We start from the raw sequence: 15,073 nt of genomic DNA on the forward strand, positions 1-15,073 counted from the left end.
GGCGGAATCCCAAGGATTCTTAGCCAAGGCCAGCCAAGCCCAGCGTGTCACGACACGCAAAAACAGGGCAAAAAGGCATCGCGTGACAAGTCAATCTGTCACACGGCGACGAAATCGCCGAAAAACGCGCCACGTGACAGATCAGACACCTGCCAGTGGTCTGTCCTGCAGTTGATGGAGAGGTAACGGCCCCCTTGAGGAGAGACTTGCGGGCGAAGTCGTGCAGACACAAGCCAAGTGGACACGACTGCCAAGCGAGCCACTCACTGAGTGGACAGGACTTATCAGACGGACAGGACTACCGAGTGAGGTGGCCTGATTGTTGTGCCGCCTCTACTATGAGACGGCTTGCGTCGTCTGCTGTCGTCGATAATGCTCGCTTCCCACGTCACAGGGTGCGGATGTGGTCACAGGGAGCGACCGCACCCTGTGACCAGGGTGACAAAAACGCTGAAATACCAAGGTTTTCATCAAGCGGTCACGGGGAGCGACCCGCTCCCTGTGACCAAACCCGCACCACGTGACCGAACCCGCGCCGCGCCACGCCAGCGGTACGGGTGGTACAGAATGCGGAATGAGTGTTGTTTTCGTTTCCATAGCATGGTTGCCAATCGGCAACCAACATGCCAGTAGCGAAAACACCAATGACGTGCCGCGCCTCAGACCGTTTCGCAGGAGGCCAGTTTCGCTAGCCAGGCAAGACAGTAGACACCGCCGGCGGCCTTGTTCATCGTCATAGCATGGTTGCCAATTGGCAACCAACATGCCAGTGCCGAAAACACAACGGCCGGCTCGCACAGCACCTACAAACAGCTCCGCCGTTTGCTTCACGGTGCTGTGCGACAAAAGGAGCCAGGAAAGGCAATCAAAGAACTTCTGACACAGGACACTAGGCGAACATGGGGAAGAGAAAAGGCCGGAAACCCCTCGAATGCACTGCACTCGATCATCGGAGTGCGGTGATCATTCGGAAAGGTTCCGGCCTCTTTGGTTTGGCTAACTTGTTTGGATAGTTGGTTTGGGGAACTGGTTTGGGGAACTGGTTTAGGTGGCTGCTTTGGGCGATTGACTGCGGGGACTGGCGTTGCCGCTACGCAGCCCCGTGGTTTTGAACCACGGTCTGCATTGCGGCAACGCCACGGGCAGTGCCACGGGCAGTGCCACGGTCAACGCCCAGTCAACGCGGTCAGCGTCGCAACAGCACCGCATTCAACCCGCAGCTGGCACCTCAGCCGGTTCAGTCCTCGTTCCGCGAATCGCCCGCGCCGCCGTTGTTGCCGCGCTTGCGTGCGATGACGAGAGCCACGCCGCCGATCGCCGCGAGCACGACCACCACGACAGCGATGATCGCCACCGTGGCACCGGTCGATGCGATGGTGTTGCCGGTGTTGAGCTGGCTGCCGGGCTTCTTGTTGAGATCCGGCTTGATGGCGTGCGGCGGGTTGGGGCTCACCGCGGCACCACCGTTGTTGTTGCCTGCACCGTTACCGCTGCCGTTGTTTCCGGCACCATTGTTCCCGGCACCGTTGTTGCCACCATTATTGCCGCCCGGCTGCTCGGTCGACTTGGCCTTGACCGTCACATTGGCGACGGTCTCATAGGTCTTGCCGGCAACGGCGGCGGAGCCCCTCACCGTGAACGAACCGGCCTTCGCATACGCGGAGGCGTCGACGGCGGGCCATGCGATCTTCGCATAGCTCACGTCGCCGTTCGACCAGTTGACCGTCAGCACCTCGGGCAGTGCGGGCGCGGCTCCCTCAACGGTGTTCACGTCGGTTTCGGTGCCCTCGACGGACTTGACGGTGGCGGGCTTGACCTTGACGGTCACGCTCACACCATGCTCGTAGCCCTTGACCGCACCCTTCACGACGAAGGTGTTGCCTTCGCGCTTCGAGTAGTCGGCCTTGCCGTACGACGCGGTGTCCCATGTGACGGCCACGTCTTCGCTGTCACCATCGGACCACACGACTGTGACCGTGGTGGGCAGTTTGCCGACCCTGGCCGGGTCCTGACCGGATTCGACGGTGATATCCTCGGGCTGCGTGACGGAGCTGATCGTCGCGGTCACGGTCACCGTGGCGGTCACGTTGGTCTTCACGCCGGTCTCCGGATCGGTGGCGACACCGTTGACCTTAAACACACCGCGCTTCGCATACTGCTCGGCGCTCACCGCATCCCATGCCACGGTCTCATCCACCACATCGTCGTTCGACCATGTCACTTTCACGGTGCCCGGCAGATTCGGCGCAACCTTGGCGAGCGTGCTCACGGCAACCTCCTCCACGGACTTCACCTCCGCGGCGTTCACCGTCACCTGGGCGGTCACGGTCAGCTTGTCTGCGCCGGTGACGGCCGAATCAACGGTGCCGGTCACGTCGAACGTACCACCCGCACGCTTGGAGTAGTCAGTCTTGTTGATGGTCGTCCAGCGGATCGTGCCTTCGATCGTATCGCCATTGGACCACGTCACGACGGCGGTGGTCGGCAGCTTCGGCGCGGTGCCCGAGGCCGTGGTGACGGTCGAACCGCCCTTGATGGCCGCGGACTTCACGGTCGCGGCTTTGACCTTGTACTTTGCGGTCACGTCGAACGTCTTGCCGCCCGCGTTGACGGTGCCGGCGATGCTGAAGACGCCGCCTGCACGCAGCGAGTAGTCGGCCTTCTTCGGCGCATCCCATGTCACGGCCACGTCGGTGGTCTCATCATTCGACCAGGTGACGGTCGCCTTGATCTTGGCCAGCTCGGCGGCCGGCGACGTGCCGGACTCGACGGTGACGTTCACGCCGTTGTCGCCGGTGGGAATGGTCGCCTTGAGCGCGATCGCGGACACAACCGAAACGGTGACGGTCACGTCGAACGACTTGCCGTCCACGCTCACCGTGCCCTTGACCGGCACCTTGTCGCCGACGGTGGCGAACTGGCTCGCGGTCAGCTCGGGCCACGTCACGGCGGCTTCGGTCTTGTCGCCGTTGGACCAGGTGATGTTCGCCTTGATGCCGCTCAGATCGGGGACCACGTCCTTGGTGGTCTGCTCGGTGGCGGCGGTCGGCACGGCGGACTGCGGCACGGCCTTGTTGACGGTGACGGTGAACTTGACGCTGCCGTTGTATCCGGCGACGGTTCCGGTCACGTCGAACGTGCCGCCGTCGCGCTTGCCGTACTGGTCGCGCGTGAGCTTCGTCCACGTGACGTCGGCCTTGCCGGTCTTGCCGTCGTTGTAGACGACGTCAACCTGCGTCGGATAGGTGGGCTCCTTGCCGGAGTCCACGGTCTGCGCCGCCGGAGCGGTGACCTTGGTGATAGTCCGCGCGGTCACGGTCACGGTAAGCGTCACCTCGAACGTCTTGGAACCGGCCGCAGCCGTGCCCTTGACGGTGAATGTGCCCGGCTGGGCGTACTTGGAGGCGTCGATGGCGGGCCAGGTCACGTTCGCGCTCTGCGTGCTGCCGTCCGTGTAGGTGACGGTCGCCTTCACCTTGCTCAGGTCGGGCGCGTTGGTGGCGACGGTGGTGACCGTTGCCGGGTTGGCGACGGCGCTGACCGGCTCGGCGGCGGTCACGTTCACGGTGATGGTCGCCTTGCCGGAGTATCCGTTGACGGTGCCGTTGACGGTGAACGAACCGACCTTGGCGTAGCTGTTGGCAGGAATCGCATCCCATGCAACGTTGACGGTCTTGGTGGAGCCGTCCGAGTATGTTGCGGTCACCGTCTTCGGCAGTTTGCTGGTCGGGTTGACTCCGGCCGGGGTGGAGACGGCGGCGGGATTCGCGACGGATGTGATCGTCACCGCGTTCCACTTGGCGTACAGCGTGAGGTTTCCAGTGACGGCCTTGGTGAAGTCATAGGCGTTGGACAGCGCCTTGTCGGTGTACCATCCGCCGAACGTGTAGCCGGCCTTGGTCGGATCGGTGGGCTTGGCGAGCTTGTCGCCGCCGTTCACCTTGACCGCGGTCACCGCGGAGCCGCCGTTGCTGTCGAACGTGACGGTGTACGCAGTCTGGTTCACCTTGGCGATGTAGGCCTTCACGTCAGCAAGATATGCGCTCGCGGTGTACGTCGGCGCAGTCAGCTTGTTGTAGCTGTCAAAGCTCGCGTTGGAATACACCTGTGCGACGACGTTCCCGTGATCCGCCGCGGAGTTGACGGCCACGCCAGTGTAGGTCAGGTTGACCAGTGCGGAACCATCGCCGTTCTTATCGGTCAAAGTCCGATAATGGCCGGCTCCGCCGTCAGCGGGATTCTTGTTATACAGCGGCTTTTCGGTCCAGTACCAGTTGCAGGCCGCGAACGACTGGCCATCCTTGCAATTGGCGAACTGCGACTTCATCGGCTCGGTAAAGTACTGGTTCATCCCATCCTTGTAGACCAGATTTCCAGCCCACGACAGATTCTCGTAGACGTTGTACTGCTGTGCATGACCATTGGCGAACGTCTTGGAGTAGTTGGCATCCGACTGGGCGATGGCCATGAGGATATCGGTGACGACCAACGGCTGCAGGCGCTTGCCGGCATCGCCGCAGGCGCGCCCCTTGCCCGAGGCAAGGTCAGTGCGGCACGGCTCGTCGGATTGCGCGGCTCGAAAATCGTTGATGCGGGCGGTATCCTCCACTGCGGCTTGGAAATTCTCCAGACTGGTGGCATCTGTACTCGCACCGATGCTGGTGTAGCTCTTCTTCGGCGCGTTCACAAGGATATCCGCCGCCTTTGCTGCGGCGTCCTTTGCCGCCTGCGTGGTCGCGTTCTCCGATTTCCAGACGAAGTAGCCGTATGAGGATCTCTTCTGTGTTGCGGAGAGCGTGTTCCAGGTTCCGGCCGCGGTCGCCGAACCCGCCACGGCACCCATCGCGGCGACGGTGGCCAACGCAGCCAATGCGCCTACGATTCTCTTTCCAACTCTCATTGTTCTTCCTTCCGCCGATCGCGGCATGACATCCGACCGCGCACTGACCGACTGTGTCAGCGCCGCCTTATGAGCCATAGATGTACGACAACCAGTGTATCGTCAGCCCACGGCATTCACAGCGTTTGTTCATTATGTAAAGACTGCGTCTTGCGGACTGCGCGTACTCAAGAGGATGAATCGTACCCATCAGTGGTCTCTCCCCCAGTCAGCTTCGCTGACAGCCCGTCCTGCAATCAGAGGGGGCCGAGGCTGGGGCGTGCAGAGCGTGTTAGGCGAGCAAGGCCTTGATGCGCTGGGCGAGCGAGGCGTCCCACATGGCACCGGTGGCGCTCATCACGGCATCCGCGCCAGCAGTGCGATACGCCTGATAGTCCTCGGGAGCGACCACGCCGCCGAGGCCGATGATCGTATAATCCAAGCCAAGCCGTTCACGAATCGCGGCGAGCCGCGACACCATATCGAGGCCGGCCGAACGGATCGCCCGACCGCACACGCCGCTGCGATCGCGCCCCTCGCCGGGCAGCGCCTGACGACCGTTCGCATCAACAAGCCGCGCAGAAATCGTGTTGATCGCCGAGAACGCCTGCACCGTGCCACGTCCGGCGGTCAGGCGCACCATCGTCTCCAGCGCCGAATCATCAACGATGCACCGCGATGCACCCCACTCGCCGTCGACCTCGGTGGGAGGAATATAAGCGAGTTTGACGGCAAGCGGCGTATCGCCGATCTCGCCCTTGACCGCCTCGGTGATGCGCCCAACCAGCGCCGAATCGTGGCACAACAGCCGATTGTGCCCCTCGTTCGGGCAGCTGGTGTTCATCACCATGAGTCGGGCTCCGGTCTCGGCGACCAGCCGCGCGGTCGTCACATGGTCGGCGATGTACTCGTCGGTGGACATCCCCGCCACGCGCGACCCCTGGAAGCTTGGAATCAGCAGCTGCCCCGGGCCGGCAGCGGCGATCGCGCGCCGCATATCCGGCTGCCATTCATCCGGATCGCGCGACGGCACACCGAAGGAGTTGGAGATCGAAATCGGCATGTCATAATGCGTATCGGCCAGAACGCCCTCGTCCAGCTCGACGCTTCCCGGCGTCAGCGAGCCGTCAGCCGACCTGGGATGCACGGCGAGCACGTTCGGGAACGGATTGCATGCCCATGCCCGCGAGCGCACGGTCTTGTAGGTGGCCAGATCGAATCCCATGCGAAACGCGGCGGTGGTGAACCGCTCGTTGAGCAGCGGCCCCGCCGGAATGCCGAACGGCAGGTTGACCTTGGCACCTAGGAAGTCGATCATCGGCACGGTTGGAGCGGACGTGGTTGGAGCGGCCGCAGCCGCAGCCGTCTGAGCGACCGACGCGCCCGCATCGGCCGACGTGGCAGTGGCCGCCGAATCGCCGCCATCTCCGCGCAGCGCCTGATGGAACGCGCCGAACGGCCCATGCGCGTAATTGTCCTCGTAGCTGAGGGTGACATCATAGAACGGTGCAAATGACTGGTTCATGGCGCTCCTTTCCAACACATTGGCTCCAGCACCACAGTTCCAGCACCAGAGTTCCAACCCGATTACTCCAACAATAACGGATGCCGACGGCCCGCCTCGCCCACAGAGGCCCGCCGCACTACGATCCCATCGCGGTCAGCACGGCGAACGCCACGGTGAGCGCCACGTTGACGACCACGAATGCAACGAACCATCCGCTCGTCCACGCCGCGCCATAGGTGCCGGCAGCCGTGCGATGCTTGCGCGAATAGCGCCGCAACCCCGAACCGAACCGCGTGAACACCACGATCAGTCCAACGATGCCGACCACCATAAGCAGCAGCATGCAGATCACCACCGCATCGTCGCCGAGCGAGCTGGCGAACACGTCGATGAACAGACCGGAAAGCACCGCGTTGTTGAACATGTGAAGCGCGATCGACCACAGCAGCGAATACTCCATCGCCACGAACCCGAGAATCAGGCCGAGGCCGAATGCGAACAGCCCCTGCACCAGATCATCATGGAACAGACCGAACATGATCGCCGACGTGAGAATCGCGAATTTGCGTCCCAACGGCTTGAGCGTGCCCATGACCACGCCGCGGAACACGATCTCCTCGACGATCGGCGCGAGGAACCATGCGTAACAGGTGCCGCCCACGAAGAACGAGCCGACCGGCGAGAAGTAGTTCGGGTCGACCGGTCCACCCAGACCCGCATGCCATGCGCCGAGCGGAGCGCCACCGGCGAGAACCGTCCCCGCAAGCCCCTGCGCGCCGTCGGTGAGCGAGACGAATCGGATGCCGAACATGGCGAGCACGATCTGCGTGATCTCCAGCACACCCTGCACGCCGATCACCAGCGCAAAGAACACCACAAGCCACGCGGGCTTCATCAGGCGACCCGTGCGTCTGCCGTCGCGGCCGCGCTCCCCCAGCCACAGCGATGCCGAGCACACCATGCCGCCGCGCATGAGCATCAGCACGATCACCCCGACGGCGACCGCGAACAGATACAGCAGTCCCTCGCCGTTGATGATGGCGAGCAGCGCAAGCGCATGACCGAAGCCTGCGCCGCCGGTGTCGATCATATGCTTCGCGATGGCCTCCAATGCCAGCTGGCACAACAGATACGCGCCCATGAAGACGATCATGTAGATCAGCGCGAACCGGCTCGCGCGGTTGACGGTGGTTTTGATGCCGCGGCGGCGCTCGGCGCGCTGCGCGGCAGCCTGCATCGCGGCATGGTACTGGCTGGCGGCACCGTATTGGTTGGCGGCGTATTGGCTGGCCTGGTATTGCGCGGCGGCAGGGTGTTGACCAGCGCTGCCGTATTGGCTGACGTTGTATTGCGCAGGGCGTTGTTGCTCAGTGCCATATTGCGCAGGGCGCTGTTGCGCGGAAGCGTGTTGATTCGAGTTGTACTGCACAGGCTGCGACGGCGACGCAGACCCCGCTGCGGCATATGCAGATTGAGGCGCAGTCGGCACCGATCCCCCTCCCGGCAATGGCGGCGGTGGAACTGCGGCGGGTTGCGACGATCGCTCGTTCATGACTCCAGCCTACCGCGCTTCACACAGCCGCGCCGGGTGACATGCGATATGCGGCCCATGGTGTTGTGTTTTCCCCATGGTGTAGGGAACGGTTTTTGCGATTTGGCGGAATTCCGCGGTTTTGCTTTACTGCATCATGGGCGATTGCCTACATCATGTGCAATTCCCTACATCATGGGTGATTGCCTACACCATGGCTCGGCGGATCGGAGCGCAACGCCGTGACATGTGACATGAGGCGTCCCCTTGACGCGTATCATCAGATCTCAGGGAAGTACAAGGGGATATATCAAAAACCGGGGGAAGGATCGCCATGAACGGCGTGATAGCATCTCGCATCTGCCCAACCTGCGGAACGGCGGCGGCACCAAACGACCGATTCTGTGCCGTATGCGGGCAGCCACTGCCATCTCAGCCACAGCCGACTCAGCCACAGACCACCATGCCACAGCCGCCCGCCGCAATGCCGCCGATGTCACAGGCTACGCCCATACCGATGACCGCCATACCGCCAACGCCAGCCGTCTCCGCGCCAAGACCAGCCGCGCCGGGCATGCCGGGTATCGTGCCGTCAACGGCATCCGACGCGACACAGCTGGACGGCACCTTCACGCGGCCGGCATCAGCTGGAGTGTCGGCATCACCCGCAGCACCGGCCGCACCCGTCAGATCAGCCGTCCCCGGCGTCCCAGAAACTCCGGAGGCACCCCGGAAGCACTCGCCGTACCCGCTGTCCGCGCCAATCCAACCGCAGCGCCACACCGTGCGCAATATCGTGATCGTCGTCGTTCTGCTCCTCGCCGTAGCGGCGATCACCGGCGGCATCATCTACTGGCGCACTGCCAGTCAGAAGGAGCTCGACGCGGCACGGCAACGCTGCAACGACGTGAAAAGTCAGATCTACGACGTGCAATCCGACTATGCGCAGACCGTGCGCGATGCGCGGGAGCTGCTCAACTCGACGTCGAGCAACGATGTGTCCGACCCGTCGACGCTTTCGCGATTGAAGGAGGACCTCGGGCACGTCCCCGACAACATCACCACACCGAACTGCTCCGCCGACAGCGTCGAAGCGCTCGACTCCGAACGCGAGAGCACGCAGGACGCACTGCGCAACCAGCGAGGCTACGCGAAGACGCTGGAAACCGACATACAGGACGTTAAGGCTGCGCTGAGAGACACGCAATACGGGTCAACATCGGATGATTATTCCTCGGATTCCTCGGATTCGTCGAATTCCTCGGATTCAAGCGACTCATCCAGCAGGGAGCTGGACGGCGAAGCGTTCAGCGGCACCTATACGAACGACGAGTACGGCTATTCGATCGACATTCCGAGCGGATTCGAATGGCGTGACGAGCAGAGCGACTCCGTGCGCAAGCTGATCGACACGGATACCGATATGCTCATCCGCATCGACGCCGACGACAATCCTGCGGGGTTGACGCCGCAAAGCGCCCTCGCCGAGCTCAAGAACCATGACGACGTCTCCTTCGCCACGGCGAAGGGCTCGATGGTGGCGGGCAGCTGGAAGGAGGGCTCGATCATCATGTATGTCAAGGAGTACGTGACCGATTCGCGTACCGTGACCATGACGATCACCTACTCGCAGAGCGTGAGAAGCAAGGCCGACAAGCTCGTCGAGAAGATCTCGCCCACGTTCACCATCAACGACTGAGCCTGCTCCTGCGACACAGGCTGTAGAGGTCAGTCGGAGGAGTCCGACGACGAATCATCGGACGAACTGGAATCAGAGGAATCCGATGACGAATCGTCAGATGAATCATCGGATGAATCCGAACTGGACGAATCGGAATCAGACGAATCCGGCCGCCCGTCGCCGTTCGGATCGCCGCCGAGCGTGACGTACTGCACGCCGTCGTCGTCGGTCCACGTCACCCAATCAAGCTGGGTCAGGTCGAACGGCGACGTGAAATCGGTCGGATAATTCCAGTAGTCGTCCGGTTCCCATGTGTATTCGCCGACGGACTTGCCGTCCAGCCCCACCACCAGATTCTCGTCGGTGGTCTCCAGATAGATCTGACCGGTCACATAATTGACATGAATGTCGCTGTTGACGCCATCACGCAGCTTCGCCAACCGATCACGATCGATGATCGGCGTGAACCGCCCGTTGACATCCATATGGTAGAGCACGTTGCGTCCGCCCACCACCACGAACGAGCGATCCTTGAGCTGGACGAGCTCGGAGTCGCCCAGCAAGGAATCCGCGCTCTCCCCATACTTGTCCTTGTCGAACGCGATGCCGCTCTTCACCGCCGTGGCCTTGCCGGCAGAATCGACAATGAAGTAGCGCGCGCCTTGGCCGACCGTGCCGTCGGCCACCAGGAATCGATCGGAGCCAAGCCGCCAAACGCCATCCACCCCACAGTCATCGTCAAACTCGGAATTGCCGCCGCCGCAATATAGTGCGCCCAGCTTGAACAGCGCCTTGTCGGAGTCGAGATCATGGAACGTGAAGTCGCCGCTGCCGCTGCGATCGACGTACAGTCCGGCCGCTGCATATCCCGCCACAGAGAACGGCTTCGTATCGAAATAATGTTCATCGTTCTCGCTCACGCCCTGATCGTAGGTCGCCTTCGTCAGCTTGCCGTCACGGTCGATCACGCTGACCATCGCATGATTGATATCGACGTCCTTCTTGTCGCCTTTGCTGTTGGCACGCTCTTGCGAATCCTCCCAGCTCTCGACGACCGCTATCCTGTCGTCGGTTGCGGTCAGCAGATGCACGTTCCCTCCATGATTGTCGAGTTCGATGCGATTGCCCAGCGTACAGCCGGATGATGCCACGGTGACGGGCTGCGCGTAGAGATGATCGGTCTGCGGCGTGGTGCCCTTCGCCTTGACGGTGACCCTATAGATGAGGAACACGGCCGGATCGTCGCCGTAGGTGGCCGCGATCCGCTGGCCGGTCTGAGTGGTGTCGGTCATCTTCTCGTCCTCTTGCACCGGCGAGAGCGTACAGGCCACCGGCATATCGAGCTGAGGCGTCCAGATGCCGTAGCCGTAGGAGTCCGCTGGCCCGTCCTCGGCATTGTAGTCGCACCGGTTCGGTCTGGTGGCCAGCATGCCGGAGTGCCACATCCATTCGGACGCCTCGATCGTTCGCGATGAGTCGCCGTCGCTCACGGCATCGGAGCACAGCGTGATGTCGCCCAGCGAAACCTTGCTGACGTTGCTGTGCGTCGGTTCGATGGTCGTTTTCGAGCCGTTGCCGGGCTCGCTGGCATTGTCGCTGCTGGCGGCGGAGTCGTTGTCGCGCTTGGTTGGCGACGATTGCGCGGCGTCGGCATCGCCGTTGTCGCCGCTGTTCGGCCGGATGCGGAACCACCAGAACGCGCCGCCTGCGATCAGCGCGATGACGACGATCACGGCGATGATGATGGCGATCAGGCGGCCGCGATTGGATTTGCGCTGGGGTGTGCGCGCGCTGCCGGAATCGTTGGGATCGGTGCCGCGCGATTCGGATTCGGGCGGATTCGGCTCAGTCGGAGGCACCGGATTGCCGGTGATGGTGGTCGCCGCCGTCGGAGGAACCGCGGCACCGGGCTGCGCTGGCATCGGCTGCGGCGGCATGGGCTGCACAGGCTGCGCTGGCATCGGCTGTGCCAGCATGGGTTGCGTAGATTGCGGCGGCACGGATTGTGCGAATTCGGCGGGCTTTGACGGCATCGGGACATTACGGAGGGGCTGCGGCGGCCTGGTAACCGCAGCCGGAGGAATCGGCTGGGATGATTGCACAGGAGGCAACGCTGCGGGGCGCGCCATCTGCACTCCCGCCGCCTGCGGCACAGCAGATGACGGCACCGCAGGCGATGCCGTGACATCGGCTGGCGTGGAAGCGACATCATGCCGCATAGCCGAAGGAGCATGAGCCGGGAGCGGGGCGTGCGGCTGTTGTGCAGGCTGCGGTATCGGTTGTTGAATCGGCTGTCGCATCGGCGCAGCGGCACCTGACTGAGGGGCACGCGGCACGGGAACGCCGGTCGGGGGGACCTCGCCCGCCGAGGATCGAGCGACTGCCGGGCGAACGCTTGGCGTCGCACTGGCTGGCACCGCACCGGCCGACGCCGTTCCCACTGATGTCGCACCGGCTGACGGGACACCGTTCGACGCCGCAACGGGCGCGCCGCATCGCGTGCACCACGCGGCACCGGCTGCGATCGGCGCTCCACATCGCTCACAGAACTTGGCGGCCATCGTGCACTCCTCACCGAATCGCGACATGTCCCCACCGCGATTCCGTCTCATATAATCCCATCATCAACGATACCTGACCGCTATTACACCGACCATCGCTGCGCCGCCGCAATAAACGAATTCTGGGAAAACTCGACTCGACGGAACCTGCAAGCAGGGCACTCATCCACTAGAGTTGAGGTATGAGCAAGGAAGAACGGCCACAAGCCCAGCCAACCAACACGGATCCGAACAATGCGGCCTATACGGACGATCTTGAAGCCGAGCTGCGCGCCGCCGCCGGCAACGACAGCGACGATAACGCCAGCGACGGCGGCGAGGACGCCGATCAGGCCGGCCCCTACGCCGTGCAGCAGCGCCGCCGCCCGTGGCTGACCGCCGCCGCGGTCCTCGTGCCGACCATCCTGATCGCCGCGCTCGCCATGACGCTCGTCTACATGTGGCAGTACCACTGGCGGCCGATCACCGTGCGCGTGGACGGCACCGGCATGTCGGTCAACGTGGACACGACCGTGCAGACCCTGCTCGACGATCACGATGGATTCCGCCGCAAACCCGGCCGTCTGCTCGCCGTCGACGGCACCGTGCTCGATCAGGACGGAGGCAGACCGATCGCGGTCACGCTCAACGGTCGCCCCGTGAAGCCGGAACGCTACGCGGATACGCTGGTCGGCGATCAGGCCAAGCTGACCACCGACAACGGCAAGGACACGACCGAGCCGTACGATGTCGTCAAAACCGCCATCCCCCACGGCACCGACATCGACATTCTCGGCGGCGGCATACAGATCGTCACGCAACGCGGCCGCGACGGCGTCAAGGAGTTGCGCACCGGACGCCGATCACATCAGAAGGCGACGGTGGTCACCGTAAAACCGCGTGATTTCACCGTTCGCGGCATCAATCCCAGTCCAGAGGGACGCAAGGTGATCGCGCTCACGTTCGATGACGGACCGAGCGAATACACCGCGAAGATGCTCGACATCCTCAAATCACGCGGTGCCAAAGCCACGTTCTTCGACGTGGGCGAGTCCTCCGACGCGATGCCCGATCTTGAGCGCCGCATGCTCGCCGACGGGCATCAGGTGGCGAGCCACAGCTACGATCATCCATACATGCCGTCGCTGAGCCGCGATGAGCTGCGCGACAACATCACCCGCGGATTCGCCAGCATCAAGGCCGCCACCGGCAAGCAGACGCGCGTGCTGCGCTCCCCCTACGGCGCGTTCGGCGAACAGCAGTGGAAGGATGCCGGCGACCTGATCGACATGAACGTGCTGTGGGACATCGACACGCTCGATTGGAAACGCCCCGGGGCGGATGCCATCCGCAAGGCCGTGCTCGACAATGCGACCAACGGCTCGATCGTGCTGATGCACGACGGCGGCGGCGACCGCTCGCAGGACGTCGACGCACTGCCCGGCATCCTCGACGGGCTGAAGAAGCAGGGGTTCACGTTCGTGACCATCGACGAGCTGATCGAGATGAGCGGGCAGCGGCTGCCGGGTGACGGCGATGGTGCGGCGGATGGCGACGGTACGTCGGAGGGCACGTCGAGTGAGGGCACGTCAAGCGAGGGCACGTCAAGCGACGATGCCACCGAAACCAGCGACGGCAACGCCGCCTAGGGCGAGACCGAGGCAACGTCGAAGCCGTGTAGGCGACCGACGAGGAGATGCCAAGCAGCAATCAGGCGGCATCGAATCGCACAACACTAATAATCAAACAAAACAAACCAAGCAAAACCAAGCAAACCAAGCACAGCCAGCCAAGCCGAATCAGGCCCAGCGCCAGCCGTGCGCTATGCGCGGGTTTATACTGTGCGATATGAGTGAAACCATTGCAATCCGCAACATCGCCAATCCTGACGGCCGCGCGCTGATCAGCGACCATGGCGCGCATCTGATCGAATGGACGCCGGCGGGCAACGCGCCCGTGGTCTGGATGCCAAGGGCCGTGTATCTGGGACGTGATGCCGCTATTCGAGGCGGCGTTCCGGTGATCTTCCCGTGGTTCGGCCCCGGCTATGCGCATGGGCAGGCGGCCGGACTCAAACCGAAGCATGGCGTGACGCGGCTGGCCGCATGGCATTTCGACGAGACCGGCTCGACCGACCGGCTGGCGCGGTTCACGCTCAGCGATGCCGATGTGGACGAGAGCGTGCTGCGCGTCTGGGCGGACCATTATGACATCGACACGGCTGCGGGGCTGCCCAAGTTCGAGGCGACGTTCGAGGCGCAGGTGGGCAGCACGCTGACCATGCGGCTTACCGTGCGCAACACGGGTGACGCGGCGTGGCGTTTCGAGGCGGCGCTGCACGCGTATCTGCACGTCGGCGATGTGGCGCAGGCGCGGCTGCTGGGGCTGCACGGCGCGCATTACCTTGATGCGGTGCATGGATTCGAGCCGCGCGAACAGGCCGATGAGGCCGTCACCTACCCGGGTCCGATCGATCGCGTGTACGAGTCGAGCGGGGCGCTGCGTCTGGAGGATCCGGTGCTTGGACGCGCCATCGAGATCACGCGTGAGGGCTCGCCGCAGACCGTCACGTGGAATCCCGGCGAGAAGGACGGCAATGCGATCGGCGATATGAGCGAAGGCGAATGGCGGAACTTCGTGTGCGTCGAGTCGGCCGTATGCCGCGAGCACGAGGTGACGCTCGCGCCCGGCGAGTCGTATACGCTCGGCGAGACGCTCGCCGTGGCCGTGCTGTAGCGGGGTGCTGTAAGCGGGGTGCTGTGCAGGGGTGCTGTAGCGGGAGCAGATTCGACGCGCGCAGGCGTGGACGCCGACGGGTGTGGTCACAGGGCGCGACCCGCTCCCCGTGACCATCCCTCAAAACCCTTGATATTTCAACGATTCCAGACCCCGGTCACAGGGCGCGCCCCGCTCCCTGTGACCGAACCCGCACCCC

8 protein-coding genes are annotated in these 15,073 nt (G+C 63.4%); 3 read left to right on the forward strand and 5 right to left on the reverse strand.

Annotated features, from left to right (window positions below; translation table 11 throughout):
- Positions 1-1,237: 1,237 nt before the first annotated feature.
- The 4 genes from EHS19_RS05405 to EHS19_RS05420 all read right to left on the reverse strand — a co-directional run bounded on the left by EHS19_RS05405 (position 1,238) and on the right by EHS19_RS05420 (position 8,700).
- Complete coding sequence (locus EHS19_RS05405; RefSeq protein ID WP_175578326.1) at positions 1,238-4,900, reverse strand: Ig-like domain-containing protein; 3,663 nt, start codon at positions 4,898-4,900, stop codon at positions 1,238-1,240.
- A 271-nt stretch (positions 4,901-5,171) separates the two neighbouring features.
- Positions 5,172-6,404, reverse strand: coding sequence for a beta/alpha barrel domain-containing protein (locus tag EHS19_RS05410; RefSeq protein ID WP_151916765.1), 1,233 nt, complete (start codon positions 6,402-6,404; stop codon positions 5,172-5,174).
- A gap of 118 nt (positions 6,405-6,522) precedes the next feature.
- Positions 6,523-7,623, reverse strand: coding sequence for a CPBP family intramembrane glutamic endopeptidase (locus tag EHS19_RS05415; RefSeq protein WP_175578327.1), 1,101 nt, complete (start codon positions 7,621-7,623; stop codon positions 6,523-6,525).
- A gap of 741 nt (positions 7,624-8,364) precedes the next feature.
- Positions 8,365-8,700, reverse strand: a complete 336-nt coding sequence (locus EHS19_RS05420) for a hypothetical protein (protein WP_151916767.1) — start codon at positions 8,698-8,700, stop codon at positions 8,365-8,367.
- Between the two features lie 13 nt (positions 8,701-8,713).
- On the opposite strand from EHS19_RS05420, the gene EHS19_RS05425 reads away from it, so the two are divergent.
- Positions 8,714-9,616 (forward strand): hypothetical protein, encoded by a 903-nt coding sequence (locus EHS19_RS05425; protein WP_151916768.1) that lies wholly within the window; start codon positions 8,714-8,716, stop codon positions 9,614-9,616.
- 29 nt (positions 9,617-9,645) lie between these two features.
- Here the strand turns inward: EHS19_RS05425 and EHS19_RS05430 are convergent, their stop codons facing one another.
- On the reverse strand, positions 9,646-11,559 hold the full coding sequence (locus tag EHS19_RS05430; RefSeq protein ID WP_151916769.1) for a hypothetical protein: 1,914 nt from the start codon (positions 11,557-11,559) through the stop codon (positions 9,646-9,648).
- Positions 11,560-12,341: 782 nt separating this feature from the next.
- On the opposite strand from EHS19_RS05430, the gene EHS19_RS05435 reads away from it, so the two are divergent.
- The gene (locus tag EHS19_RS05435; protein WP_151916770.1) at positions 12,342-13,787 is read left to right on the forward strand and encodes a polysaccharide deacetylase family protein; all 1,446 of its coding nucleotides are present in this window, start codon (positions 12,342-12,344) and stop codon (positions 13,785-13,787) included.
- A gap of 199 nt (positions 13,788-13,986) precedes the next feature.
- On the forward strand, positions 13,987-14,874 hold the full coding sequence (locus EHS19_RS05440) for a D-hexose-6-phosphate mutarotase (protein ID WP_151916771.1): 888 nt from the start codon (positions 13,987-13,989) through the stop codon (positions 14,872-14,874).
- Positions 14,875-15,073 lie beyond the last annotated feature (199 nt).

The sequence above is a fragment of the Bifidobacterium jacchi genome (assembly GCF_009078285.1).
Taxonomy (GTDB): domain Bacteria; phylum Actinomycetota; class Actinomycetes; order Actinomycetales; family Bifidobacteriaceae; genus Bifidobacterium; species Bifidobacterium jacchi.

Bases quoted from the DNA above. Each gene is read 5' to 3' on its own strand.
- EHS19_RS05440 (WP_151916771.1), top strand. From the start codon at position 13,987: ATGAGTGAAACCATTGCAATCCGCAACATCGCCAATCCTGACGGCCGC.
- EHS19_RS05410 (WP_151916765.1), bottom strand. From the start codon at position 6,404: ATGAACCAGTCATTTGCACCGTTCTATGATGTCACCCTCAGCTACGAG.
- EHS19_RS05435 (WP_151916770.1), top strand. From the start codon at position 12,342: ATGAGCAAGGAAGAACGGCCACAAGCCCAGCCAACCAACACGGATCCG.
- EHS19_RS05430 (WP_151916769.1), bottom strand. From the start codon at position 11,559: ATGCCAGCGCAGCCTGTGCAGCCCATGCCGCCGCAGCCGATGCCAGCG.
- EHS19_RS05405 (WP_175578326.1), bottom strand. From the start codon at position 4,900: ATGAGAGTTGGAAAGAGAATCGTAGGCGCATTGGCTGCGTTGGCCACC.
- EHS19_RS05415 (WP_175578327.1), bottom strand. From the start codon at position 7,623: ATGCAGGCTGCCGCGCAGCGCGCCGAGCGCCGCCGCGGCATCAAAACC.